Source organism: Halomonas sp. ISL-56 (assembly GCF_018612805.1).
Taxonomy (GTDB): domain Bacteria; phylum Pseudomonadota; class Gammaproteobacteria; order Pseudomonadales; family Halomonadaceae; genus Vreelandella.
In genome coordinates, this window is record NZ_JAGGRO010000011.1 from 272,684 (window position 1) to 298,655 (window position 25,972).

At 53.8% G+C, this 25,972-nt stretch carries 25 protein-coding genes; 14 read left to right on the forward strand and 11 right to left on the reverse strand.

Going from position 1 to position 25,972, the window contains the following annotated elements:
* Positions 1 to 30 precede the first annotated feature (30 nt).
* From truD to J7J49_RS09160, 5 genes are all read right to left on the reverse strand, one after another.
* Positions 31 to 1,062, reverse strand: a complete 1,032-nt coding sequence (gene truD / locus J7J49_RS09140; RefSeq protein ID WP_215091951.1) for a tRNA pseudouridine(13) synthase TruD — start codon at positions 1,060 to 1,062, stop codon at positions 31 to 33.
* Complete coding sequence (gene ispF, locus J7J49_RS09145) at positions 1,055 to 1,543, reverse strand: 2-C-methyl-D-erythritol 2,4-cyclodiphosphate synthase (protein WP_064234326.1); 489 nt, start codon at positions 1,541 to 1,543, stop codon at positions 1,055 to 1,057. Before ispF ends, truD begins: the two co-directional genes overlap by 8 nt.
* 17 nt (positions 1,544 to 1,560) lie before the next feature.
* The gene (gene ispD / locus J7J49_RS09150) at positions 1,561 to 2,268 is read right to left on the reverse strand and encodes a 2-C-methyl-D-erythritol 4-phosphate cytidylyltransferase (protein WP_064234325.1); all 708 of its coding nucleotides are present in this window, start codon (positions 2,266 to 2,268) and stop codon (positions 1,561 to 1,563) included.
* Complete coding sequence (gene ftsB, locus J7J49_RS09155) at positions 2,265 to 2,603, reverse strand: cell division protein FtsB (protein WP_064234324.1); 339 nt, start codon at positions 2,601 to 2,603, stop codon at positions 2,265 to 2,267. Before ftsB ends, ispD begins: the two co-directional genes overlap by 4 nt.
* A 158-nt stretch (positions 2,604 to 2,761) precedes the next feature.
* Positions 2,762 to 3,934, reverse strand: a complete 1,173-nt coding sequence (locus tag J7J49_RS09160; protein ID WP_215091953.1) for a GNAT family N-acetyltransferase — start codon at positions 3,932 to 3,934, stop codon at positions 2,762 to 2,764.
* Between the two features lie 212 nt (positions 3,935 to 4,146).
* Between J7J49_RS09160 and J7J49_RS09165 the strand changes: the two genes are divergently transcribed.
* From J7J49_RS09165 to J7J49_RS09180, 4 genes are all read left to right on the forward strand, one after another.
* Positions 4,147 to 5,502: an aldehyde dehydrogenase family protein gene (locus tag J7J49_RS09165; RefSeq protein WP_215091955.1), complete on the forward strand. Its 1,356-nt coding sequence runs from the start codon at positions 4,147 to 4,149 to the stop codon at positions 5,500 to 5,502.
* 88 nt (positions 5,503 to 5,590) lie between these two features.
* Positions 5,591 to 7,840, forward strand: coding sequence for an ATP-binding protein (locus tag J7J49_RS09170; protein WP_215091957.1), 2,250 nt, complete (start codon positions 5,591 to 5,593; stop codon positions 7,838 to 7,840).
* A complete protein-coding gene (locus J7J49_RS09175) occupies positions 7,837 to 9,609 on the forward strand; it encodes an EAL domain-containing response regulator (RefSeq protein WP_215091959.1) in 1,773 nt (590 codons plus the stop codon). The genes J7J49_RS09170 and J7J49_RS09175 overlap by 4 nt, the downstream gene beginning before the upstream one ends.
* The gene (locus J7J49_RS09180; RefSeq protein WP_064234319.1) at positions 9,609 to 10,472 is read left to right on the forward strand and encodes a MurR/RpiR family transcriptional regulator; all 864 of its coding nucleotides are present in this window, start codon (positions 9,609 to 9,611) and stop codon (positions 10,470 to 10,472) included. The genes J7J49_RS09175 and J7J49_RS09180 overlap by 1 nt, the downstream gene beginning before the upstream one ends.
* A 32-nt stretch (positions 10,473 to 10,504) precedes the next feature.
* On the opposite strand, the gene J7J49_RS09185 is transcribed toward J7J49_RS09180, so the two are convergent.
* Both J7J49_RS09185 and J7J49_RS09190 read right to left on the reverse strand, forming a co-directional pair.
* The gene (locus J7J49_RS09185; protein ID WP_215091961.1) at positions 10,505 to 10,861 is read right to left on the reverse strand and encodes a RidA family protein; all 357 of its coding nucleotides are present in this window, start codon (positions 10,859 to 10,861) and stop codon (positions 10,505 to 10,507) included.
* Positions 10,862 to 10,933: 72 nt separating this feature from the next.
* Positions 10,934 to 11,419: an Lrp/AsnC family transcriptional regulator gene (locus tag J7J49_RS09190; RefSeq protein ID WP_064234317.1), complete on the reverse strand. Its 486-nt coding sequence runs from the start codon at positions 11,417 to 11,419 to the stop codon at positions 10,934 to 10,936.
* A 212-nt stretch (positions 11,420 to 11,631) separates the two neighbouring features.
* Between J7J49_RS09190 and J7J49_RS09195 the strand changes: the two genes are divergently transcribed.
* A complete protein-coding gene (locus J7J49_RS09195; protein WP_064234316.1) occupies positions 11,632 to 13,317 on the forward strand; it encodes a 2-isopropylmalate synthase in 1,686 nt (561 codons plus the stop codon).
* A gap of 102 nt (positions 13,318 to 13,419) precedes the next feature.
* Here J7J49_RS09195 and J7J49_RS09200 read toward each other — a convergent pair whose 3' ends face one another.
* A complete protein-coding gene (locus J7J49_RS09200; protein ID WP_215091963.1) occupies positions 13,420 to 13,761 on the reverse strand; it encodes a TraR/DksA family transcriptional regulator in 342 nt (113 codons plus the stop codon).
* A 79-nt stretch (positions 13,762 to 13,840) separates the two neighbouring features.
* Between J7J49_RS09200 and J7J49_RS09205 the strand changes: the two genes are divergently transcribed.
* Positions 13,841 to 15,037 (forward strand): MFS transporter, encoded by a 1,197-nt coding sequence (locus J7J49_RS09205; RefSeq protein ID WP_215091965.1) that lies wholly within the window; start codon positions 13,841 to 13,843, stop codon positions 15,035 to 15,037.
* A gap of 11 nt (positions 15,038 to 15,048) precedes the next feature.
* On the opposite strand, the gene J7J49_RS09210 is transcribed toward J7J49_RS09205, so the two are convergent.
* Entirely contained in the window at positions 15,049 to 15,903 is an 855-nt protein-coding gene (locus J7J49_RS09210) for a universal stress protein (protein ID WP_215091967.1), read from the reverse strand.
* A 236-nt stretch (positions 15,904 to 16,139) separates the two neighbouring features.
* Between J7J49_RS09210 and crcB (J7J49_RS09215) the strand changes: the two genes are divergently transcribed.
* From crcB (J7J49_RS09215) to J7J49_RS09225, 3 genes are read left to right on the forward strand one after another with little or no spacing between them, the layout of a single operon-like run.
* Positions 16,140 to 16,529: a fluoride efflux transporter CrcB gene (crcB, locus tag J7J49_RS09215; RefSeq protein ID WP_215091969.1), complete on the forward strand. Its 390-nt coding sequence runs from the start codon at positions 16,140 to 16,142 to the stop codon at positions 16,527 to 16,529.
* The gene (gene crcB / locus J7J49_RS09220) at positions 16,526 to 16,912 is read left to right on the forward strand and encodes a fluoride efflux transporter CrcB (RefSeq protein WP_215091976.1); all 387 of its coding nucleotides are present in this window, start codon (positions 16,526 to 16,528) and stop codon (positions 16,910 to 16,912) included. Before crcB (J7J49_RS09215) ends, crcB (J7J49_RS09220) begins: the two co-directional genes overlap by 4 nt.
* A 29-nt stretch (positions 16,913 to 16,941) precedes the next feature.
* Complete coding sequence (locus tag J7J49_RS09225) at positions 16,942 to 17,898, forward strand: arsenic resistance protein (RefSeq protein WP_215091978.1); 957 nt, start codon at positions 16,942 to 16,944, stop codon at positions 17,896 to 17,898.
* A gap of 27 nt (positions 17,899 to 17,925) precedes the next feature.
* Here the strand turns inward: J7J49_RS09225 and cfa (J7J49_RS09230) are convergent, their stop codons facing one another.
* Positions 17,926 to 19,086 (reverse strand): cyclopropane fatty acyl phospholipid synthase, encoded by a 1,161-nt coding sequence (cfa, locus tag J7J49_RS09230; RefSeq protein WP_502793509.1) that lies wholly within the window; start codon positions 19,084 to 19,086, stop codon positions 17,926 to 17,928.
* A 574-nt stretch (positions 19,087 to 19,660) separates the two neighbouring features.
* Here cfa (J7J49_RS09230) and cfa (J7J49_RS09235) point away from each other — a divergent pair.
* The 5 genes from cfa (J7J49_RS09235) to J7J49_RS09255 all read left to right on the forward strand — a co-directional run bounded on the left by cfa (J7J49_RS09235) (position 19,661) and on the right by J7J49_RS09255 (position 25,421).
* Positions 19,661 to 20,818 carry a cyclopropane fatty acyl phospholipid synthase gene (gene cfa, locus J7J49_RS09235; protein ID WP_251048221.1) on the forward strand — a complete coding sequence of 386 codons (1,158 nt, stop codon included), beginning with the start codon at positions 19,661 to 19,663 and terminating at the stop codon, positions 20,816 to 20,818.
* A 63-nt stretch (positions 20,819 to 20,881) separates the two neighbouring features.
* Complete coding sequence (gene metK, locus J7J49_RS09240; protein WP_215091980.1) at positions 20,882 to 22,105, forward strand: methionine adenosyltransferase; 1,224 nt, start codon at positions 20,882 to 20,884, stop codon at positions 22,103 to 22,105.
* Positions 22,106 to 22,204: 99 nt separating this feature from the next.
* Positions 22,205 to 22,672, forward strand: a complete 468-nt coding sequence (locus J7J49_RS09245) for an S-ribosylhomocysteine lyase (RefSeq protein WP_215091982.1) — start codon at positions 22,205 to 22,207, stop codon at positions 22,670 to 22,672.
* 348 nt (positions 22,673 to 23,020) lie between these two features.
* Positions 23,021 to 23,254, forward strand: a complete 234-nt coding sequence (locus tag J7J49_RS09250) for a hypothetical protein (protein WP_007113691.1) — start codon at positions 23,021 to 23,023, stop codon at positions 23,252 to 23,254.
* A gap of 61 nt (positions 23,255 to 23,315) precedes the next feature.
* A complete protein-coding gene (locus J7J49_RS09255) occupies positions 23,316 to 25,421 on the forward strand; it encodes a HelD family protein (protein ID WP_215091984.1) in 2,106 nt (701 codons plus the stop codon).
* 16 nt (positions 25,422 to 25,437) lie between these two features.
* Here J7J49_RS09255 and J7J49_RS09260 read toward each other — a convergent pair whose 3' ends face one another.
* Positions 25,438 to 25,899, reverse strand: a complete 462-nt coding sequence (locus tag J7J49_RS09260; protein ID WP_215091986.1) for a hypothetical protein — start codon at positions 25,897 to 25,899, stop codon at positions 25,438 to 25,440.
* Positions 25,900 to 25,972 lie beyond the last annotated feature (73 nt).

Sequence of the window (25,972 nt, forward strand, 5' to 3'; positions counted from 1 at the left end):
CTATCAATTCTCAAAAATCAGCTCATAGCATCAGTTTGCTAACATCAGCTCACCCAGCACGGCGGTGGCAAAACTGCCCCGCGGCAGTGAAAACGAAAGCCGGACAGCCCCAGGTTCCCAGCTAATCTGGGAATCCAGCAACCGCATGCGCAGCGCCCTGCGCGCCTGTTTGACCCCGCTACGTTCTAAGCCATTACATAGCCCAGGGTAGTGCTGCAACAAACGCGCCTCATAACCAGCAGCGTCGCCTTCGCCAGCGTCGCCAACGCCCCAGAGCACACCGGTGGGATGAACATCTAGCTCAGCGGCGCGGGCCAGTAGCGTCGCATTGCAGGCGTCAATACGAAACACGCTTTGCGTGCCGTCCAGCATTAACGTATCGCCCGCCAGCGGCTGCGCCCAGGTGCCATCCACTATTCGCGCGCTAAGCAGTTCATTAAACAGAAAACTGCGCGCCGTGGAGAGCATCATACCCTGGCGATCGTCGCGCTTGCGCCAACCTCGGTTAAGTAGTGCTTCGGCACGCTGAAGATTACGTCCTTCAAGACCAAAGCGCTGGGGGCCAAAATAGTTAGGCACGCCATGCTGACAGAGGGCTTCCCAGCGGCCGACAAAATCTTCAGCCTCAACGGCCTCACCGCTCAGGCGCAAAACAAACCGATTAGTGCGGTGAACGCCACGTTTCAGCTTACGGGGGTGGCGTGCCTGCTCAACGATAGTGATGCCCAGCGCCGCAAGCGACTGCTCAAGCTCAGGCGGCGCGTCACGGCCGGGCAAATGCACACTCAGCCACTGGCGGGTGACGGCAATACGGTCTTTCATGCCCGAGTAACCAATATCACGGGGCGTCACGCCGCAAAGCCGACTTAAGGTCTTAACCACATCTAACGTGGTTTGATTGCGCTTTTCAACGCGCAACCATAGATGCTCACCGTGTGCCTCCGGAGTAAAATCAAGCTGCTCATCGACCCAGAAGTCCTCCGGCTGGGCACGGTACTGGCCCGGTTTGGGTGGGCCGAAATGAGCATCCAGGCAGCGCTGCCACTCAGGCATATTAATCATTAAGCGCCTCAGCACGGTTAAGCAGTACCACCGCCTCCGCGGCAATGCCTTCACCACGCCCGGTGAAACCTAATCGTTCGGTGGTGGTGGCTTTAACATTGACTTGACCAAGCGTAACGCCTAAATCAGCGGCAATGACTTCCCGCATGGCTTCGATATGCGGCGCCATTTTAGGTGCTTGGGCCATCAGCGTGGTGTCGATATTGACGACTCCATAGCCCTGTTTTTGCACCAGCGTGACCACATGACGCAACAACTCGCGGCTGTCGGCGCCGGCCCACGTCGGGTCGGTATCGGGAAAGTGGCGGCCAATATCGCCCAGCGCGCAGGCTCCCAACAGCGCATCGCTAATCGCGTGGAGCAGTACATCACCGTCGGAGTGGGCGACGAAGCCGTGTTCAAACGGCAGCTTAACGCCACCAATCATTAAATGATCACCGGGGCCGAAGCGGTGTACATCGAATCCGTGGCCGATACGCATTACTAAGCTCCTAGTGATTAAAGCCCGCCGGGAGTGTTAGCGGTTTGGGCCGCCATAATCGCGGCTGCTAGCACCAAGTCGTCCGGGTGGGTAATTTTAAGGTTGTCACGGCGCCCGCTTATTAACTGCGGATGCTCGCCCAAGGCTTCAACCGCCGAGGCTTCATCGGTCACCAGCGTTTGCTTCTGGCGAGCGGTTTCCAGGGCTCGTCGCAGCAGTGCATAGCGAAAGCCTTGGGGCGTTAGCGCGTGCCACAAGCCATCCCGGGGTTCGGTTCGCGCGCTTAGGCACTGGTCATCGGCACGCTTCATGGTATCAGCGACCGGCATCGCCAAAAGCGCGCCCGCAGGGTGTGTCGCCACAGCTTGATAAAGCGCCTGAAGGTCGCCCACGGTAATACAGGGGCGGGCCACATCGTGCACCATCACAACGTCATCGTCTGCAGCCGCCATGGCATGCAGCGCATTCAATACACTGTCCATTCGCTCGCTGCCACCCGGCACCCGCTGCCACTTTGCGAAAGGCACCCAGTGTGGCGAAAACCAGCGGTCGCTGGCGTCTAAACAGAGCATCAAACGAGCGGCTGGAAAAGCGCTATGAAGACGCGCCAAGGTATGCGCCAGCACGGGCTGCTCGTCGGCTAAGCTCAGGTACTGTTTGGGCTTATCGGCCCCCATACGGCGACCTTGACCCGCCGCGGGAACAATTAGCCAGGTTTGGCTCATTGACGCGGCCCCTGGGGTGCGACCAACCCGGCATTGATGCCGATCAGCTCATTTTGAATCGCGACTCCCGGCACCCAGAAGAACTGTTCGTCGGTGCGAACCATGCCCATATCGCTTCGCGCCCGCTCCTCAATCGCGTCTAAACCGGTTTTTAAATCCGTTACTTCGGCCGCCAGCCGCGCATTGCGCTCGCGCATAGGCACATTGGCCGCCTCTTGCACTGCCACCCGCTGCTCCACGCGCTGCAAATCGCGCCAGCCACCGTTGCCTAACCACAGCTCGTATTGAAGCAGCGCCAAGACAGCGAGCAATGTCATTACTAACCATTTGCGCATCACTGCTCTCCGATAACCTATCTCTTCCAGCCTATCCCTTAGAACTGATTGAATAGGCTGAATATAAAAAAAGACGTATTAAAACAGCAATTGTTTCCACTAGACGCGCTGATTGGCGCGCATTATGCCATCAAGGCGCAACACCAGCGAGCCGCGCGTCATTTAAATGGCAGCTCAAATAACAGCTTAAATGGCAATGCTTGATGGGCCGCTTCGCGGTAGGCGCTGACATGTTCGCCTTCTTGATGACAAAACTGGGCGACACCGGCAGCCAGCCCAGGGTGGCGAATGTAGTGCAGCGAACGCACCCGCTGGGGAGCGAAGCCGCGCACCAGTTTGTGCTCACCCTGGGTACCCGGATCAAATAGCGCTAAGCCATGCTGCAAACAGTACTCAATGCCCTGGTAGTAACTCGCCTCAAAGTGTAGGCAGTCAGCCACCACTTCACTTCCCCAGTAACGTCCGTAAAGCGACTCAGTGCCACGGAAATAGAGCGCTGCCGCCACCGGGCGATCTTCAATATAGGCCTGCACCAGCACCATTGCCTCGGGCATGGTTTGGCGCAGGCGTTCAAAAAAGTCATGGTTTAAATAAGGTGGGCGACCACGCTCATGGTAGGTAATCGCATAGCAGCGATAGAAATGCGTTATATCCGCTGGGGTAATCGCATCGCCCTCTACATAGGCAACCTTCAAGCCTTGCTCGGCGACCAAGCGCCGCTCGCGCTTGATCATCTTACGCCGTTTCGAGGTAAGGCTGGCCAGAAAGCCTTCAAAGTCACCAAAGCCGCGATCACGCCATTGAAATTGCACACCTTCACGACTGATCAGCTCGGGGCACTGGGCCTGCCAGGCGGCGACGTCCGCTTCATCGGCAAACAGCAAGTGCCAGCTAGACAGATCAAGGCTTTCACACTGTTCACGCCAAGCGTCGGCCAGCAGAGCGCGAACGGCTCGGGCATCGGCGTGCTTGGCGATGAGCGTACGAACGCCGGGCACCGGCGTGAACGGCACTGCGCTGAGAGCTTTGGGGTAATAGCGGCCGCCAGCACGCTCTAAGGCTTCCGCCCACCCCCAATCAAACACATACTCACCATAGGAGTGATGCTTGCGATACATCGGCATCGCCGCGACCAGCTGTGCGTCTTGCCATACACTCAGGTGACAAGGCTCCCAACCCGTGGTCTCGCTAACAGATCCACTGGCCTCCAGGGCGTGTAAAAACGCGTGACGCAAAAAAGGTTGATCGTCATCTACCAGTGCATCCCACTGGCTTGCCGTAACGGCCTCAATGGTGGGTAGAATAGTGATCGACAGTGGGGGTAACGGCATAGCACCTTCCCGAGCGTGTAGAAGCGAAAAGACCACTTTACACTAACTGTTTATATAAACCGTTTACACTCATCATCTATACCCACTGGCTAGATCAACGGGCTAAATCAACGGGCTAGATTAACGGGCTATGCCAACGAAAGCAGATGCGGCGATTGAACTGCCGTACTAAACGTTAACGCCATGCCGGTAACGGCATATAAGGAAAGGCCATGACGCGCGATCTGACCGGTGATTTTCAAACGCAGCGCCAAGCTGCCGATCAAATGCCCTACCCGACGCTAACGCTGCGGCGTGAACGGTTAGCCCGCCTAGCGCGCATGACCAAGCATCATCAGCTTGAGATTATCCGCGCGATTCAAACGGACTTTGGTCAGCGCAGCGACGTGGAAATACGCATGGCTGAAATCAGCGCGGTGCTCCACGCTATTCGCCACGCCAGACTGCATCTATGGCGCTGGATGCGCCCTAGATCAGCCAGTATGCCATGGCGTTTAATGCCTGCCCGGGCCCGCATCGCACCTCAACCGCTGGGCGTGGTCGGCGTAATGTCGCCCTGGAACTATCCCTGGAGCCTGGCACTCATGCCGGTCGTGGATGCCTTTGCAGCGGGCAATGTGGTAATGCTAAAGCCCAGCGAGCACAGCCCCGCCACCAGCGCTCTGCTAAAGCGCCTAGTGCCGCAATACTTCACCCATGAAGAGTTCAAAGTAATCGAAGGCGATATAGAAGTAGCACGTCGCTTTAGCGAGCTACCATTCGACCACTTGGTATTCACTGGCTCTAAGGCGGTGGGCCGCCAAGTCGCCCAGGCGGCCGCCACGAATTTAACCCCGGTGACACTAGAGCTGGGCGGAAAGTCACCTGCTATTGTGGCAGGCGATGCAGATTTCGCTAAAGCGGCAGCGGATATTATTTTCGGGAAAGGCATGAACGGCGGACAAACCTGTATCGCCCCCGACTACGTGCTGGTTGAGAGCCGCCATATTAGTGCCTTGGTTAAAGCGTTAAGCGAGGCTATTCAACAGCAGCGCCCCTCTGCCAACGCGGCCACCCATGCGATTAATGCGGCCCATCAGCAACGGCTGGATGCCATGCTACAAGAAGCCCATGACCACGGCTGCAGAATTATTGATCACGGCTCTTATGCCCCGGCGCTGATTATCGACCCCCACCAGGGGCTTCAGGTGATGCGCGAGGAGATTTTTGGCCGCTGCCTACCGGTGATTGGCGTTAGTGACATGGCCGCGGCAATACGCTATGTGAATGCCCGCCCTCACCCCCTTGCGCTGTATGCCTTCACACATAAAAAGGGTTTACAGCAGCAGTTGCTGCAAGCAACTCGCTCTGGTGCGCTGGTGTTTAATGCTACGCTGCTCCATCACGCAGTGCCTTCGTTGCCCTTTGGCGGCGTCGGTGAGAGCGGCATGGGGGCTTACCATGGGCGCCACGGCTTTGAGCGTTTTAGCCACTTGCGCGGCGTTTTTTATCAGGCTAAACGAGCCACGAGCCGACTACTTTACCCACCTTACCGACGCTGGCTAATAAAACTTATAGGTCTTGGCTAAAGCTGATAGATTAATAACCGATAGGTAATTACCTATTGGTCTAACGACCTTTTAGAATATTTTAATAATTCTCTACTTTGGAATGGCCATGCAAGCCCCAGACATCCCTCAAAATGAAACACAGCGCCTGGCGGCCTTGCATGATTTAAAGATACTCGATACGCCCAGTGACAAGGCGTTTGAGCGCATGACGCAACTCGCCCGCGACCTGTTCGATGTGCCTATCGCCTTAGTGTCGTTAATAGACCAAGAACGGCAATGGTTTAAATCACACCAAGGGCTTGAGGTGTGTGAAACCGACCGGGCCTTCTCTTTCTGCGCCCATGCCATCGTCATCGATGGGCCGCTGGTCATCGAAGACACCCATAAGGACAAGCGCTTTGCAGACAACCCACTGGTCATAGACTCGCCGAACATCCGTTTTTACGCGGGTTTCCCCATACGGCCACTCCAAGGCATAGCCATTGGCACCCTGTGCATTATTGACCACCAGCCGCGTCAGTTCAGCGAGCGTGATTTAAAGCGACTGGGCAGTTTAGCGGGACAGGTTGAAGAGCTACTCCGCCAACACAAGCTGCAGGTGGAACTCAACCAGACCGCTAGCATGATGCAAAAAGAGCAGCAGTTGCTCAAAATTCTCCATCAAGGTATTACCGACTATCAGGCGCTGATGTCGGAAAAACGGCTTTGGGTATTTTTGATGGAAGCGCTGCGTGAGCTCACCGATAGTGACTACGCACTGATTGGCGAGGTATTGCCGTCCAACGCCACCAACGCACTTAAAGTTCATGCGATTACCCACCTCACTTGGAACGAAGAATCACGTAGTCTGGTAGACCAACTGCGTAATGGCAGTTTAAAACTCACCGACCCAGATTCAATGTTAGGGCGTGTTTTTGCCTATGGTGAAGTGATCATTGCCGACGACATTGCCCCTCATATTAAACGCAGTGGTTTTCCCATCGCGGACACGCCGTTCCATAACTACCTCGGCGTTCCTATTTTCAGCGGCGAACATCTGATTGGTATGTACGCCATCGCCAATAGCCAGCAGCCACTGAACCAGGCGCTGCTGGATTGGCTACAGCCGTTTACCGACACCTGCTCGCTATTGATTAATCTTTACAGCCAAATGGCCGAGCGCGAACAGGTCATGCTCGATCTGGCCGCCGCCCGCGACCAGGCGGAAACCGCCAGCCGGGCGAAAAGTGAATTTCTCTCATCGATGAGCCACGAACTGCGCACCCCACTAAATGCGATTATCGGGTTCTCGCAGATTTTGGCTAATAGCCGCCGCGAACCACTTAGCGTTAAGCAGCAACGCCAGGTCTCTCAAATCGAGAGAAGCGGCCAGCACCTGCTCAGCCTGATTAATGAAGTACTTGATTTGGCTAAAATCGAAGCAGGTCACATGACGCTCTCCATCGAACCGATCATTCTCGCCAATGTGTTTAACGACGCGTGCTCCACTTTAGAAGACTGCGCCGAGGCGGCAGGCATCCAGCTTCGCTACACCTCGCCAAATGATCGCTGGCAAGTAAACGCCGACTACACGCGCACCAAACAGGTTCTTTTAAACCTGCTCTCTAATGCGATTAAGTACAACAGCCCCAACGGCTCAATCGATATTAGCGTGGCGCATTTAGTCGATCATGTGCGTATCAGCGTAACCGATACAGGCCCTGGCATTGACCCGGAACGCCAGCACGAACTATTTGAGCCCTTTAATCGCCTGGATGCCGAAGGGGGCAGCATAGAAGGCTCCGGTATTGGCCTGGCGATTACCCGCGAGCTAGTCGAGCGCATGAGCGGCGAGCTGGGGGTAGACAGCCAGCCCGGCCAAGGCGCCACCTTTTGGTTTACCTTGCCCACTGCTAGCCCAGGCGCTAACGCAGACACTAGCGCCGACGCGCATCCTGCGACCCATCCGATTCATGCTCAGCCCAGCAACGCCTTTACACTGCTGTATATTGAGGACAACCCCGCCAATCAGCGGCTAATGGAAGATATCATTGAAGAGATGGGCGAGATAACGCTGCAGATTGCGTCCAGCGCTGAAATTGGCCTGGAAATAATGCGTCACTGCTCGCCTGCCCTGGTACTCATGGATGTCCACCTGCCGGGTATGAACGGTTACCAGACATTAGAAGCAATGCGCCGCGACCCACAGCTGCAAACCTTGCCGGTGATCGCCCTCTCGGCCAATGCCATGCCTGGCGACATCAAGCGCGGTCTGGAAGCGGGCTTTAATGCTTACCTCACGAAACCGCTTGAACTTGATAAACTAGAAGCCACCATTACTCAGTTTATGCAGACCGCGTCGGGGAAGGAACCATGAGCCTTACTGAAAAACACCTGCTCATAGTGGATGACAGCACGGTTAACATTGAGCTCATGTTTGATCTTCTTGACGAGTATGGCTTCGAGAACATTCACGGTATCAATGACCCACGTCAGGTGCTTGCTCACTGCCAGCGGCAGTTGCCGGATCTACTGCTGCTGGATATCCGTATGCCGCACCTAGACGGCTATGCGGTGATTGAAGAGTTAAGTGAATACTTCGCCGAGCAGATGCCGCCGATTATCGTGCTAACGGCGCAAATTGATGACACAACCCGCCAGCGGGCCCTGAGTATGGGCGTACGTGATTTCATCACCAAACCGTTTAAGCAGGATGAAGTATTACAACGCATACGCAACACCTTAAACATTGAGCACCGCTATCAGGTGCGCGAGAAGCAGGTCGACACCCTAGAGCTAATGGTTGCCAAGCGCACCCAAGAGTTAGACCGCCAGTCTCGCACCGACCCCATTACCCAGCTCCCCAACCGACGTGGGTTAAGCCAGGCGCTGTACGCTGCTGCCCTCCAGGCCTCGGGCACTGGGCTACTGTTTATCGCTATTGATAAGCTCGATGATGTGGTGCGCTTGCATGGCTACCGGGTGGCCGATCAACTGCTGCGACTCATTAGCCAACGGCTTCGTCAACAGCTCGACGTCGAGTATCTGCTCGGCTTATGGGGGGGAAGCGAGCTGCTGGTCATTTCCCCCACAGCAAACCCAACCACGCTGCTGCACCTGGCCGAGAAACTGCTTGACTGTTTCGATCAGGATCAGGCGCTGGAGGAGCTTTTACTTCCCCTCAGTGCACGTATCGGCATTAGCGCCGAAGCAGGCTATTTTGAGACAGAACGGTTGGTACATATGGCGGCGTTAGCGCTGCCGTCTTTGGAATCGCTCAAGGTTCAACTCTACACGCCGGCGCTTGAGACCAAGCAACGCCACCGGCTGCAGCTGCAACAGGCGATTCGCGGTGCCACCGAGCGCGGCGAGATGTCGCTCGCCTTCCAGCCCAAACTATCGCTAGCTGACCACAAAATTCTGGGCGCAGAAGCGCTGCTGCGCTGGCAGCACCCGGAATTCGGGCTTATCTCTCCCGGCGAATTTATTCCGCTGGCCGAGGCCAGTGGTGATATTCTCTCGATCGGCGACTGGGTGCTAGATGAAGCCATGCGCTATATCAGCCTCTGGCGGGCACAAGGGCTGCTCAATGACGATTTTCATATCGCGGTGAATGTAGCCGCGCGCCAATTGAGCCGCAAAGACTTTGCCCATCAATTGCTTGCTCGCCTAGAGCAGCGGCAAATTCCCCAACGCTTTTTGGCCTTGGAAGTGACCGAATCGGGGCTGATGAGCGATATGAATCACGCTCGCCAGCAGCTTGCCCAATTAGCCGAAATGAATATTGCCGTCGCCATCGACGATTTTGGTACCGGTCAGTCGTCACTGGCGTATATTAAAACGCTACCGTTTTCGACGCTAAAAATCGATCGTGCCTTTGTGATGGATCTGGAAACCAGCGCGATTGACCGCCAACTGGCCCACACCATTACCCAGCTTGCCCACAGCGTGGGCTGTGATGTGGTGGCGGAAGGCATCGAGACCTCAGCCCAGGCGGCCTATTTAAGCTCTATCGGCTGCGAAGCCGCGCAAGGTTATTTCTACGCCCGCCCGCTGCCCGCTGAGGCATTTGTGACCTGGTGTAGCGAGTGGAAACCACTGCTTTCTACACCTCCACTTTCCATATCCCCCTTCGGAGACCGTTAATGGCTCATGACTTACTTGACCGCTTACGCGAACGTTTAGAAGAACTCAACCGCTCGGAGCGTAAAGTCGCCAATGTAATTCTTGAGGACCCGACGGTCGCCACCAGCCTAAGCATTGCCAGCCTCGCCCAGGCGGCCAGCGTTAGCGAGCCCACGGTTAACCGCTTTTGCCGTAACTTTGGCGCTAAAGGCTACCCCGATTTCAAAATTAAACTGGCCCAGAGCTTAGCCGGTGGCACGCCCTATGTAACCCGTGCGGTGGAGCCCGGTGACTCTGCCACCCAGTACACCCACAAAATTTTTGGCGCCACCATCGCCGCGCTTGATGAAGCCCAGCGCGAAATCGATATGGGCGCCGTCGAACGTATGGTCGACTACCTCACCCAGGCCAAGCAGATCCACATTTTTGGCCTGGGCGCCTCCGGGGCGGTGGCCCAGGATGCCCAGCACAAGTTCTTCCGCTTCAACCTGCCGGTGATGGCCTATATTGATGTGTTGATGCAGCGCATGGTCGCCGCCGCCTGCCATACCGGGGATGTGGTGGTGATTATCTCCTACACCGGACGCACCCGGGAGCTGGTGGATATCGCCCGTTTGGCGCGGGATGCCGGGGCGGTCGTTCTTGGTATTACCGCGCCCAATTCACCGCTGGCTAGCGAGTGTACCGCCACGCTTGAAGTCGCCACTCCCGAAGACACCGACCACTACATGCCGATGACTTCGAGAGTGATTCAGCTAACCCTGATTGATGCGCTGGCTACTGGGGTGACCTTGAGGCGCGGTGAAGACTTTTTACCCCACCTCAAGAAAATCAAAGACAGCCTGCGCGATACCCGCTTTCCGGTGGAAAAGCCTGGGAAGTGAATGAAAAATAGTGAGGGGTGAGGAGTGAGGGGCTAGCTCACTGCGGCAGTCACGGTAATTTCTACTTTAAGCTCCTCAGCGGGCAGTGGCGCGCATACGCAAGTGCGCGCTGGGGCGTAGCCTTCTGGCACCCAGTTGTCCCATACCTCATTCATCGCGGCAAAGTCGCTGCCATGCTTAAGATAAATCGTCGCGCTAAGCAGCTGCTCACGGCTTGAACCGATCTCTTTCAGCAGCGCATCAACCCGCGCCAGCATGCTTTCGGTTTGGGCCGTGATATCACCGTCACGGGCCTCAGGGCCAGTCACTTGGCCACACAGATAAGCCACGCCCTGGTGAATTACCGCACGACTCATGCGGGCTTTTGTATCGTGACGTTGAATAGTCATAGTGCAAACTCCTAACAGGTTGAAAAAAAGCAGTCTAAACCGCCACACCGGTGGTTGGCTATGGCACGTTTTTCAAACCCGATCCGTCGGTACCGGACGATGTTCAAATACCCGCCGCAATACAAAACTGGTATGGGCGCCGGTCACGCCCTCGATACGATTAATCACATGTAGAAGCAGATGTTGATAGTCGTCCATATCGCGCACCAGGATTTTGAGCTGAAAATCAGCCGCCTGGCCGGTAATGATCAGGCACTCGACAACGTTAGGTATCTCGCGAATATGGCGTTCAAAATTATCGAAGCGCTCCGGCGTGTGTTGGTCCATGGAAATATGCAGAAGCGCCATTAGCTGGTAGCCCAGTTGGCGGGTATCGACCTCCGCGCGGTAGCGCAGTATTAAACCGTGTTCCTCCAAGGCCCGCACCCGGCGCAAACAGGGCGAAGGCGAAAGCCCGATTCGATCAGCCAGCTCCTGGTTACTGATGCGCCCCTCTTGCTGGAGAATATCCAAGATATGGCGATCAAAACGATCCAACACCAGTGGCGATATCGACATAAAAGGCATCTCCTGCCAAAAAATAAAATATAGAAGAAACTTCCTGCCAAATATTGCCTTACACACCCTATCTTCGCAAGAACCTAGCGCAGCAAACCCTTTACACTGTACCCGTTGCCAAAAGCAGCCAATCACTCAGTACGGCCGCCACAAGCAGCCGCGATCCATAAAACGGTTATTTCAGGAAGACCACTACTTTCAGGAAGTTCACAATGTCTGCTTTCGATCATCGCAAATATCGTCCTGCGCCCCGTGTGCCTGCCTTCAATCGCCAATGGCCGGATCGTGATCTAGATCACGCCCCGATCTGGGTGAGCGAAGACCTACGCGACGGCAATCAGGCGCTGCTTGAGCCGATGACCGTTGAGCAGAAGCAGCGCTTCTGGCAGCAGATCGTTAAAGTGGGTATCAAAGAAGTCATGGTCGGCTTTCCTTCCGCCAGCCAGCCCGACTACGACTTTGTGCGCTGGCTGATCGAAGAGAATCAAATTCCCGATGACGTCACCATTGCGGTACTGGTGCAGTGCCGTGAACACCTGATCGAAAAGACCTTTGCCTCCTTGGTCGGCGCCAAGCGCGCCATTGTTCACTTGTATAACTCTACCTCGACCATTCAGCGCGAGCGGGTGTTTGAGATGGATCGCGCCGGGATTGTCGATATCGCGGTGCAAGGGGCCACCTGGGTCAAAACCTACGCCGATCAGTACCCAGACATTGAATGGTGTTTCGAATACACCCCAGAGAGTTTTTCCAGTACAGAGATCGATTTCTCGCTGGAGATATGCGAAGCGGTGATGGATGTCTGGCAGCCAACGCCGGATAACAAGTGTATTCTCAACCTGCCCACCACGGTGGAGGTGGCGGGGCCGCACCATCACGCCGATCAGATAGAGTACTTCTGCCAGCATATCAGCCGCCGCGACAGCGTAATTATCTCGGTGCACACCCATAATGACCGCGGTGGCGCCGTCGCCTCGGCTGAACTCGCCCTGCTAGCGGGTGCCGAGCGGGTGGAAGGCACCCTACTGGGCAACGGCGAGCGTACCGGCAATATGGATATCGTCACCCTGGCCATGAACCTTTATAGCCAAGGCATCGACCCGCAACTGGATCTCTCCAACCCCGATGAAATCATTCAGGTGGTTCACGAGTGCACCGGTATTACCATGCACCCGCGCCACCCCTGGGTAGGTGAAATGGTGTATACCGCCTTCTCGGGCAGCCACCAGGATGCGATTCGTAAGTCCCTCAAGCATCAAAAGCCCGACGAGCCCTGGCAAGTGGCGTATCTGCCCATCGATCCCCATGACATCGGCCGCGACTACCAGGCGGTGATTCGCGTCAACAGTCAGTCCGGCAAGGGCGGCATGGCTTTCCTGCTGGAGCGCGATTATGGCATCAACCTCCCGCGCTGGATGATGCTCGCCTTGGCGCCTTACGTGCAGCAAGAGAGCGAACAGCGCGCCAGCGAGCTTTCCAGCGAAATAATTCGCCAGGTGATGTTCGATAATTTCACTCAAGAGGCGCCGCTCACGCTTGTCGACTATCGGCTTTCCAAAGGTCAGCAGGAAGGCATTGAGGTCACGCTGCAACAGGGTAACGAAACGCTGCGCCTCTCAGGCAAAGGGAACGGTGCCATGTCCGCGTTTACCGATGCATGGCAGCGCCACTCCGGCAGCAGCGTGGGGATTATCGATTACAGCGAGCACTCGCTGGGTGCCAGCAGCGAAGCCAATGCGATCGCCTTCGTTCAGCTCAATATCGATGGCCAGCGGCTCTGTGCGGTGGCCGAGGATAGCGACACAGTAAGCGCATCGCTCAAAGCGCTGCTGTCAGGCATTAACTCAGCCCTAACAGTGGAAAAGCGCCAGCATAAAGAAGCGGCTGCCGAAGCCTAGGCGGCTAAGGTCTCAGGGCTAAGTTTTAAGAACCAAGTTTTAAGAACCAAGTTTTAAGGACCAAGTTTTGAGGACTAAGTTTTGAGGACTAAGTTTTAAGGATTAATCAGCACACTCAATACACTTAAGCACTAACGGATCCCAGGTGAGGCGTTTGGCTCCAATCCACTCGCCGCACTCGATACACTCACCAAAGCTTTCACTGTCAATGCGTTGCAGGGCAGCGGCAATTTGCTTCAGCTTTAACTGGCGGCGCTGCTCGCCTGCTTTAGCCATCGCCTGCCCCTGCATCGCATCCATCCGCGACAGCCGCCCTACCGACGTTTGATCCAACATCACCGTATCCCGGGAGTCTTCACTGCTGGCGCTTTCCTCGCGAAGCGTGGCATCTAGCGACAGCAATTTCTCACGGATAACGGCTATATCCACCTCAGGGTGATTCATCTGCGCCTCCAGTTAGCCTACAATCATTAACCAACAATCGTTAACCTACTAATTATTTGATCGCGAAGGGAACGTTACGATGGGCTATCGCACCCTGCTGCGCGATCACCGCAGCGTACTCAGTATCGCTTTTCTAGCAATGTTTAGCTCTAGCCTTGGGCAGAGCTATTTTATTGGCCTTTTTCAAGCGCCCCTTTCAGACAGCCTCGGGCTCAGCGTTGGCCAGTTCGGCACTGCCTATGCCGTGGTTACCCTAATAGCGGGGTTCTGCATGCTGCGCTTTGGGCCTACCATTGACTGGATTAACCCCCGGCGCTTTGCGGCCATCGTTTTAACCCTGCTATTAACCGGCGTTGTGCTGCTTACCTTATCGCCCTGGTGGTGGCTAGGGATAGTCGGCCTTGGCATAGTACGGCTATGTGGCCAGGGTATGTTGACCCACTTGGGCAATACCCTAGCTGCGCGTGAGTTTTCCACCATGCGCGGCCGCGCCATTGGGCTGGCTAACCTGGGAATCCCACTGGGTGAAGCGCTACTACCTCCGTTGGTAGCTGCTGCGCTTATTTGGAGCAGTTGGCAAACCTTCTGGTGGCTGATGTGTGGCGTTATCGCCCTGCCGTGGCTGTGGCTACTATTCAAAGTGCCATGGCCCAGCGCACCGGGCGTTAAACCGACAAAACAAACGCCCCACGGCCCTCGCCCCTTTCGGGAAAAACGCTTTTGGCTGCTCATGCCGCTGCTCATGGCCCTGCCTATCACCATGACCGGGCTGTTTATTTATCAGGCCCAATTAACCGCAGCCCTCGATAGCTCGCTGGCCGTTTATGCCCTGGCGCTAACTGGCATGGGGATAGCCAAACTCCCAGGGGCGTTATTGGGCGGCCGCTGGGTAGATAAACTTGGCCCGGTGAAGCTCGCGCGCTTGTACCTGCTGCCCTACGCCATCGCCATGCTAATGGCGTTAACCATCGGCGGAAATATCAGTATTTGGGCCCTAATGGTCGGGGGTGGCTTAGCCATGGGTGCACAGGAGCTGATTGCCTCTGGCCTGTTGATTAAGCTATGGGGGGCTAAGCATCTGGGTCGGGTACGTTCCGCGCTTAGCGCTGCCATGGTGTTTTCCACCGGCGTCGCGCCTGCGGTGCTAGGGTTGGCCATCAGCGCGGGCGCTCCGTTTCATGCGCTGCTATTGGGCATGCTGGTGTTTATTATCGCCGGTTGGCTACTGGCCCAGCGCGTTCTTCGGGAAGCCTCCAATATCACGGCTGAGCCATAAAAGTGCAACGATCAGCGCAAAATCAGTACCGGAAGTTGCGCCTTACGCAACATCGTGGTGGTGGTACTGCCAACTAACAGGTGGCGAATCCGCGAGTGACCATAGGCCCCCATCACCAGCATATCGATATCGTGATCTTGCTTATAGGTACGCAGCGTCTCTTCCACCTCGCCTGCGCGTATGGCTCCTTCCGCGGTGTGCCCAGCTTCACGCAGGATTTCCAGTGCCCAGGCAAGCTGCGAACGGTTTTCAGCGGTTTCTGCACCGACAATCACCACATGGCAGGTGGCACCCTCAAACAGTGGGCTTTTGGCCAGCATTTCGACGCCCTTACGGGCCGTGTTACTGCCGTCGAAGGCCATCATCACGTTATGCGGTTGAGTGAACTGTTTGGGCACCATAAGAATCGGCCGGTGCATTTCCCGCACCACGCGCTCAAGGTTGGAACCTAAATGGCCGCTGGCTTGGTGCGCCGTCTCGCCGCGCTTGCCCACCACCAACAAACGCACTTCTTTTTCGTTCTCAACCAGGGTTTCCACCAGGGTGCCATTGCGCTGCAAGCATAAAAGGTCAGCAATACCGGCGTTGGCCGCACGCTCCTTGGCGGCATCCAACAGCAGGCGACCGCGTTCACGGGAAACCTTGGCATGCTGCTCTTCAATGCCGGAGAGCTTTTCCAGCAGATGTTCCCGGGTACCCAGGCCTAGATTACCGGTTAAATCGGGCTCGGCTACCTGGACATGGTTATCTACCGTATGAATAAAACTGAGCGGTGCATCCAGTGCTTTGGCAGCCCATACTGCGTAATCACACACACCTTCTGAAAACTGAGAACTATCAATAGCTGCCAATACGCGATCTGACATGAGTTACTTCTCCTTGAGCGGGTGCATCAACGTTGTTGTTATATTCTCATCCTTTTCTACACGAACTCATTGACCAGCGACAGTCTAAAACGTTCTTTCGTACTGTTCGGACACTCTAAAACGTGCATGCTACACTTAGCAGCCTATTAATTTAGCAGCCCATTAACTGAGTAACTCATTCATTGAGTGACCTGTTCATTGTGACCTATTCATTAAGTGATCGAAGGGGGGCGAGCATGGGGCATGGCTTAATAAGCGTACTGCTAGTGGCGTTGGGCGGCGCACTCGGTGGCATGGGGCGATTTGGCATTTCTAACCTGATGGCGCGCTGGTGCGGTAAAGCCTTTCCTTGGGGAACACTGGTCGTTAACGCCAGCGGTGCCTTTATCGCAGGCTGTTTATTAGGCAGCCAGGGCATACCCAGCGAGCAACCTTCGCTTTTTTGGCTATTTATGGTGGTCGGGCTGCTAGGGGGCTACACCACGGTTTCTTCTTTTAGCCTACAAACCATTGAGCTATGGCAGAGCGGCCAAGCGCTGCGTGCGGGGCTCAATGTTAGCGCCACCCTGCTGCTCGGTTTAGCCATGGTCACATTAGGCTGGCTGGTCACTGGAGGCTCCCTATGAGCGTCTGGAAAGCGTATTTAGCCGTAGGAGTGGGTAGTGGACTTGGCAGCGTGCTGCGTTACGGCGTTTCGATGTTATCCCAGGCAGCACTTGGGGGTTACTTCCCCTGGGGGACACTCATCGTCAACGTGCTAGGCTCCTGTTTGATTGGCTGGCTGGCGGCCACCATTTCACGCTTCCCTCACGGCCAGCTAGCGCCTTTACAACCGTTGCTGGTCGCCGGCTTTTGCGGTGGCTTTACCACTTTTTCGCTGTTTAGCTTAGAGACGTTGCATCTGGTGCAGTTAGGCCAACCTGGGGTTGCGCTGATTTATATTGTGGTCAGCCTGCCCCTTTGGCTGGGCGCCGCCGTCGTGGGTGAGCGCATTGCGCTTTTTCGTTAGCCAAACAGTCAGCCACAGGGTTAGTCCGCATGCGCGAACAGATGGAAAAGCATCAGTCTTGGCTCTACCTAGTGTTCATCAGTTTAGGCCTGGCGCTAGGCATCGGGGCACCAGCATTCGCTGAGCAGCTCGAACGCTTGCTTTGGCCATTACTCGGCCTACTGCTTTACGCCACCTTTACCCAAATCCCCCTGCTGCATATTGCTCAGAGCATGAAAGATAAGCGTTTTATGGCTGCGCTGATGGTCGGTAATTTTATCGCCATTCCAGCCTTTTTAGCGCTTTTAGTTGTTTGGCTACCGCTCTCCCCTCCTGTCTTGGCTGGCGTTTTACTGGTCTTGCTGGTGCCCTGCACCGATTGGTTTATTACTTTCACGCATTTAGGCAAAGGGGATACCGCTCGGGCGGTTGCTGCCACTCCGCTACTGCTACTGGTGCAGATGATCGCACTCCCGGTTTATCTGTGGCTGTTTTTAGGCAGTGAATGGTTTCAGTTAACGCTTTCAACCGAGCTGCTTCGCGCTTTTGCGGGGCTTATCCTTACGCCCTTAGCGCTAGCCTGGTTAACGGAATACGCCGCCCAACGACATAAAGCAGTTGAACGTATCGTGCATAAACTGGGGTTACTGCCGGTACCTTTATTGGCGTTAGTGGTGTTCATCATCGCTGCATCGCAAATTAAAACAGTGCTGGGACTTAGTCAGGTATTAGTTCAGGTTGTGTTTATTTTTATCGGCTTTCTAGTCTTTGCAGCACTATTGGGTAAGGGGCTTGGCAAGTTGTTTAAACTGCCAACCACTAGCGCCCGAACCCTGGCGTTTAGTTTTGGTACGCGTAACTCTTTTGTGATGCTGCCTATCGCCCTGACGCTACCTAGCGCCTGGCAGGCCGCTGTCGTGGTGATTGTGTTTCAATCATTGGTGGAGCTATTTGGCATGGTGGCCTTCTTACGCTGGGTGCCCAGTAAGTTACTGCCGGAACCCTAGTTTGAAAATCTTATGGGTAGATAGCCATTAGCTAACGCGAGTGTATCCTCCCAGCACACCCTGCTTACTCATCACCAACTGCCAAAGATGAATTTCCCTGGCCCGGAAAGCACCTGCGCACATAAGCAAGTAGTAGCGCCACATGCGATAAAAACGCTCGCCATACTGGGCTTTAAATGATGGCCAGTGCCTCTCAAAGTTATGGTGCCACGCCATCAGGGTGCGGTCGTAATCGGTCCCAAAGTTATGAACATCCTCCACCACAAACAAGGCTTCAGCGGCATCCGTGATTTGCCCCAAGGTGGGCAGTTCACCATTGGGGAAAATATACTTATCAATCCATGGGTCAGTCACCGTGTGGCTTACGTTCTTGCCGATGGTATGCAGCAAAAACAGCCCTTCATCTTTTAAGCAGCGGTTAGCAACGCTCATATATTCACGGTAGTTTTTATGCCCCACATGCTCGAACATGCCGATACTAACGATACGGTCAAACTGCTCGCTTTCATTACGGTAATCCTGCAAGCGAAACGCTACCGGCAGCCCTTTTTTGATCAGCCGTTGCCCGAACTCCGCTTGTTCTTTGGAGATAGTCAGGCCCACGCACTCAACACCATAATGCTCAGCAGCGTAGGCCATAAAACTCCCCCAGCCGCAGCCGATATCCAACACTTGCATGCCAGGCTTTAATTGCAATTTACGGCAGACCAGGTCGAGTTTGGCTTCCTGAGCCTCGTCCAGGGTTTGAGCATGTTTCCAGTAGCCACAGGTATAGGTCATGCGCTGGTCTAGCATGGCAGCGTAGAAGTCATTGCCAAGATCGTAATGCTTTTCGCCCACTTCCCAGGCGCGCTTAGCCGTTTGACGATTCAGCAGGCGCGACCGCAGCGAGTGATAAACCAACTGGGTAGGCTTGATGCGCTGCCCGAGTTGAGCACGCATTAACCGGTAAAATAGGTCGTCTAGTTGCTCCGCGTCCCACTCCCCCTTCATGTAGCTTTCGCCAAGCCCAAGATTACCTCGCGAAAGGACGCTATCGATAACGCCGGGCGCTTTCAACTGCATATCCCAAGGGCGATTGCCATCGAACTGAATATCAGCTTGGGCCAACAAATCGGCAACAAAACGGTGAGAAGTCGAGGCTCCATCGAAGCCAACAGGTGGTTTTTCCAACATAGGCATGTTCACAGCAGGCTCCTCGCGCTATTCCTGTGAGTGAATAGATCACAACCTGTCTATCAGCATAGAAGCGCATTGCAATATAAGCATTTTTTGATGGAGACGACTGACACCCTACAAGCTCTAAGCGATGTCTTTTAACGCAGCGCTTGCATGCTGGCTTCCCCTGGCTAGCTACCCAGTAAGTGACTGCCAGCACATCACTATGGTACCTATACTTAAGCGACCCCAGGGTGCCAACGGATCTTTATTCTGCTAACATTATCGTCGCGGTTCCTGGCTAACAGGCTTCTTTAGCGAAGATTTTTCGCTGTCGATTGAACATCAACAGGACCATAAAACATGCCCCACCTACTCTCAGGGTTGATGACTCCACCCTAGCTGATTGCCTGACATTTATGCACTCCGCTTGATTGCTTCTCATGTCTAATCACATGAAAAACAATCAGTTATTTATTGGCAAATGCAATAAGTGCTGGCAATGATGACTACTGACCCTCCCTAAGCTTTGTTTGACCACTCAGACTAAAAGTGCTTACCCATTGATTGGTAAGTTTTTTAATCTTCAAACAAGGCTATCGAATTGCAAAATTTACCCATCCCCCATACGGCATTCTTCGACGAAACCTCCTCCTCCCAGCGGTTTGTAGCTAGCCTGCTTGAAAAAGCAGATATTCAGATCAATGGTGATCGTCCCTGGGATATGCAGCTAAATGCCCATGGGGTGATAGAAGACGCCTTAGCAAGGGGCAATCTCGGCCTCGGCGAGCGTTATATGGACGGTGATTGGGACGCTGCACAGCTTGATAAGTTCTTTTTCAAACTGATGCGTGCACGGCTGCCAGATCAGGTCAATCACAGCAAATTGGTGTTTCACCACCTAAAAACACGTTTAGTTAACTTACAAACCGCTAAACGTGCGTTTCAAGTAGGTGAAGCGCATTACGACCTTGGCAACGAGTTTTACGCTGCCATGCTCGATAAGCGCATGACCTATACCTGCGGCTACTGGAAAGATGCCAAGACACTCGACGAAGCCCAGGAAGCAAAGCTTGATCTAATTTGCCGCAAGCTCGAACTAAAACCCGGTATGCGCGTGCTGGATATTGGCTGTGGTTGGGGCAGCTTTATGGCTTACGCCGCCGAACATTACGGCGTTGAGTGCGTGGGCCTGACAATTTCAAAAGAGCAAACCGAGTACGGCAAACAGCTAATGCAGAGCGGGCTTCCCGTTGAGTTCCGGTTAAAAGATTATCGCGATGAGACAGAGCAGTTTGACCGCATTGTCAGCGTCGGCATGTTTGAGCATGTGGGCCGTAAAAACTACCGTGAGTACATGAAAGTCGCTAACCGCTGTTTAAAAGATGACGGTCTCTTCTTACTGCATACCATTGGCAAAAATGTGCGCCACACCTCCCCCGACCCCTGGATTGATAAATATATCTTCCCCAATGGCGAACTCCCTGCCCTGAGCCAAGTGACTAACGCAGCGGAATCGCTGTTTGTGGTGGAGGATGTTCACAACTTCGGGGCGGATTACGATCGCACACTGATGGCTTGGCACGATAACTTTGAAGCCAATTGGCCCCAGTTTAAAGACCAATTCAGCGAGCGTTTTTACCGTATGTGGCGTTACTACCTGCTGAGCTGTGCTGGCGCATTTCGTGCTCGTGACATACAGCTTTGGCAGTTTGTGCTTAGTAAAAAGGGTGTAATCGGTGGCTATAACCGCGTTAGCTAAGTTGTTGTTGATGCTTACGCTAAAAATTCGTCATGACTCATATTTCGATCATTGGACTACTTGATGCAAAACACCTTTACCCTATTTACATCCGAATCCGTTTCAGAAGGGCATCCTGACAAAATTGCCGACCAAATTTCTGATGCGGTGTTAGATGCCATCATCGCTCGTGACAAGCAGGCGCGGGTGGCTTGCGAGACCATGGTGAAAACCGGTGTGGCTATTATCGCGGGCGAAATCACCACCTCAGCATGGGTGGATCTGGAAACACTGGTTCGCGACGTCATTACCAACATTGGCTATAACTCTTCAGATGTTGGCTTTGATGGCGCCACTTGCGGTGTGGTGAACCTAATCGGCAAACAGAGCGTTGATATTGCCCAAGGCGTTGATCGCACCAAACCCGAAGACCAAGGTGCGGGTGACCAAGGCTTAATGTTTGGTTATGCCACTAACGAAACCGAATCGTTTATGCCAGCGCCGATCCACTATTCACACCGCTTAGTCGAGCGTCAGGCTGAGCTCAGACAGCACGGATTATTACCGTGGCTACGCCCCGACGCCAAAAGCCAAGTCACCTTTCGCTACAACGCAGAAGGCATGCCCTGCGGAGTCGATGCCGTCGTGCTATCCACACAGCACGACCCCAGCATTAACCAGGAAGAGCTGCGCAGCATTATTAAGCACGAAGTGATTGAGCAGGTCATCCCCGCCGAATGGCTAGATGAGCACACCCAGTACCATATTAATCCAACGGGTAAATTTGTGATTGGCGGCCCGGTCGGTGATTGTGGCCTCACGGGCCGAAAAATCATCGTTGATACCTACGGCGGCATGGCACGCCACGGCGGTGGTGCTTTCTCAGGGAAAGACCCCTCAAAGGTTGACCGCAGTGCTGCCTACGCGGGCCGCTATGTCGCTAAAAATATTGTCGCTGCAGGGCTAGCCGATAAGTGTGAAATACAAATTTCGTACGCTATCGGTGTCGCAGAACCGACGTCTGTGGCCATTGATACCTTTGGCACCGGCACCATCGACGATGCCAAGATCGTGGCCCTTGTTCGCGAGCACTTTGACCTTAGACCCTTTGCTATTACCACTATGCTTGATTTGCTACACCCCATGTATCAGCTCACCGCCGCCTACGGACACTTTGGGCGCGAGCCATTTGAGCATAGCTACCACTGGGTCGACGATAAAGGCCAAGCGCAGGTAGAAACGTTTACCGCTTTTCCTTGGGAAAAAATCGATAAAGCCGATGCACTGCGCCAAGCGGCACAGCTTTAACGATAATTCACCATGTAAATGTGCCGTAGGCTGAGCTCTATTGGTCAACCTGCCAATAAGCCACAGCCTACGCACCTATTAGCCACAGGATATCCACAGATGACAGAACAGAAGATGAACGTCGAGAGCTTCAACCTGGATCACACCAAGGTAAAAGCTCCTTATGTGCGCCTAGCCGATATTAAAGAAGGTCAGAACGGCGACCGTATTCATAAATATGACTTACGCATTTGCCAACCCAACCAGGCCCATATGGAAATGCCTGCGCTGCACTCACTCGAACACCTGATGGCTGAACTTTCGCGTAATCATACCGATAAGGTCGTGGATATCAGCCCGATGGGGTGCCAGACAGGATTCTATATCGCGATGATTAATCACGATGACTACGACGATGTGCTCTCCATTATTGAGCAGACGTTGGAAGATATCTTGATAGCCACCGAAGTCCCGGCTTGCAACGAAATGCAGTGCGGCTGGGCTGCCAGCCATAGTTTAAAAGGCGCGCAAGCGCTTGCTAGTAATTTGCTTGAAAAGCGCGATGAATGGACACAGGTCTTCGCCTAGAACGTGTCTGCATTTAGCGTTACAAGATAGATCCGTTTATGAATCACTAATGCGGGGCCAAGCGCTTGACGAATTCACATCATAGCGCTTGGCCGACCCTTGCGGTAAAAACACCCTACGGAACACCAAACCTGACTAGCGGTCAATCGTGGTAAGATTTCGCTGCAACCTACACCAGATACCTTTGTTTAAGGTCGCTGGTAACTGCATGAGGCAACTCAATGGCACGGTTACACAACGGCTTCTGCCCTACCCCACCCTAGCGCTCCTCCATCCAGACAACGCTATGCATTCATTGCGTTTCAAAACGCAATGACTTTGCCAAAACGACCTGTGAGTGGAGCGACCATGCAATTACAAAACGCCTTTATCCCCAACATCGACGAATTAACAACATCCACTGAGTGGACTAGCGTGCACAGTTATTTACCCACCAACGCCAAAGCACCCCTGCTTGTGGTTTATCGCGATATCCATGGAGCTGGCGTGACATCGGCTATTTTAGAGCGCGGGCGGTTTTTGAGCGTTACCAACCGCGCCTTGGTGCGCGGCGTGCAGGCTTGGCGTTACATGGATGAATAAGCTTTTCTAACGGCCTTTCTAGTCCGGTACAACATCACTATTTTCTTACTTAACAGGCACCATGGATACTAAAACTGAGACCTCCCAACGCGACGCCGAACACCGCCAATTAATGCACACCCTTGAACGCATTGACCTTAACATAGAAGAAATCAATCAGCGCTTAGCGGCTTATGCAGAGGATATACAGGCCCAGAAAGAGTATTTATGGACAAGCCGGGATGAAATGGATCACATCGAGAAGATCTCCGCGCGCGAGTCCATTGAGCAGGCGGTGATGACCGGCGATAATGCGCTGGCACGCCGCCATAAGCTCGAAAAACTCAGACATTCCCCCTACTTTGGGCGTTTCGATTTTTCCCGGCAAGGCACTTCTGACGCAGCTCCCACGCCTATCTATATCGGCATTCACCACTTTTATGATGATTTGGCCGGTCACAGCCGTGTACATGACTGGCGGGCACCTATTGCATCACTGTTTTACGATTACGAAACCGGGCCCGCCAGCTATCAGAGCCCAAAGGGGGAGATTAGTGGCCACATCACCCTTAAGCGTCAATTCAGAATCAAAAAAGCCAACATCGAGCTAATGATCGATAGCGATGTGCATGTGGTCGATGACGTGCTTCAGGACACGCTGAGCCAAGCCTCTGACGACACGATGAAGAACATCGTCGCCACCATTCAGCGTGATCAAAATGCGATTATCCGTAACGACGAAGCCCATACCTTGATTATTCAGGGGGTAGCAGGCTCCGGAAAAACCTCGATTGCGCTGCACCGGATTGCTTTTCTGCTGTATCGATTTAAAGACACGCTCACTTCAGAAGATATATTAATAATCTCGCCCAACCAGGTGTTTTCTGACTACATCGCCAACGTGCTGCCCGAACTGGGGGAAGAGACGGTTAATCAGGTGGGTATGGAAACCCTGGCCGATGAGCTTCTCAGCAGTCAGTACCTTTTTGAGACATTCTTTGAACAAACCACGGTGCTACTGGAAAAGAATGGCGAGGCCATGAAAGCACGCCTGCATTTCAAAGCCTCACCAGAATTCCTTAAAGAACTCGATCGTTATGCAGCCGAAGTAGAGGCAACGCGTTTTAAAGCTGAAGATATTTGGATTGCACGGCGATTGGTGCCTGGCTGGTTACTGGAGGAGGTGTTTAAAAAGCATCGCAACCTACCCACCAATGAGCGACTCAGGCAGGTGAGCTGGGAAATAGAGCAAAAAATAGGCAATCAGTATAACTATGATTTAGAGCCCGACGAGCGCAAGACGTTAAAAGCCACCATTAAGGGTATGTTAAAACAGAAAACCCTGCGCGAGACCTATAAGGAGTTTTACACTTGGCTGGGAAAACCCGAACTGTTCAAAACGGCTTCCCGGGGGCGCCTTGAGTACGCCGATGTATTCCCCCTGATCTACCTAAAGATGCGCTTAGAGGGCGTGCACTCCCGCTGGCGGAATGCCAAGCATCTGTTAATCGATGAAATGCAGGACTATACGCCAGTCCAGTACGCGGTGATTGGTCAGCTGTTTCGTTGCAAAAAAACCGTGCTAGGCGATAGCTACCAATCGGTTAACCCCTATAGCGCCTCGAAAGCCGAGCAGATACGCCAGGTGCTGCGTCAGTCCATGTACGTGACGCTGAATAAAAGCTACCGCTCGAGTATCGAGATCTCTCGCTTCGCCCAGCATATCGCCTATAACCCCGACCTAGAGCCGATTGAGCGCCATGGCAAACCGCCTGCCATTCACCGCTGCTCATCGCGTAAGCAATCGCACACTGCCATTCAGCAACTAGCCCATGAGTTTACAGCCTCAACGCATAACACCTTAGGTATTGTGTGCAAAACCCAAAAGCAGGCCAGTCTCGTTTTTAAAGCGTTAGAAGGACAATTCGATAAGCTACAGTTACTCACTGAGCAAAGCACTGCTTTTGGGCAAGGCATTATTATCTGTACTGCCCATATGGCGAAGGGCTTGGAATTTGACCGTGTGATTGTGCCCGAGGTAACGGCCACCCATTACGCAACGGATATGGAGCGCAACTTACTCTACGTGGCCTGTACACGGGCGATGCACCAGCTTGACCTTACCTACCACGATCAGCCCTCGTCGTTTATCGAAGAGCTGGAAAGCCAACAGTTTCAAGCGGCGTAATACCTAGACGGCTAGATTAAGACGCCGAGTTGAATAATGCCCATACGCTCTCTTCATCGGAAGCATAAAGGTGTAAGTGTTGCAGGTGTTTCGCGTGTTGCAGTTGATCACTCAATGCGAAAACAGCTTCCCGTACAGCCTCCTCACCGCCTTGGACATGAGAATTGGCGCCGGGAAGAGGAATAGAAAGCGTAGTAAGTTCTTCGCGCTCTGACACAATAATAATTTTACGATAGCACTTGGCCCATAAAGCCAGCGTTTTAGTATTAACATCACTACTTTGGGGTGGTGCAAATTTAATCATCGAAGGGCCTTCCTGAAAAGGTTGCGAGATCATCCATGCTTCACCAATCACTCCGCTGCCCAAGGCGTTTATATGCTCTCGGGTAGCAGGCTTTACATAAGCGTTCTCTATTGAGAAATGGGTATCTGTCTCATTAATAGTGATATCCGTTTTATTAAGCTGAAAAGACTTCATTAGCGTCTCCTAAGTATAAAAAAGCCGGCACACTCAACAAGCGAGGGCCGGCTGCGAAGGTAATACGCAATGC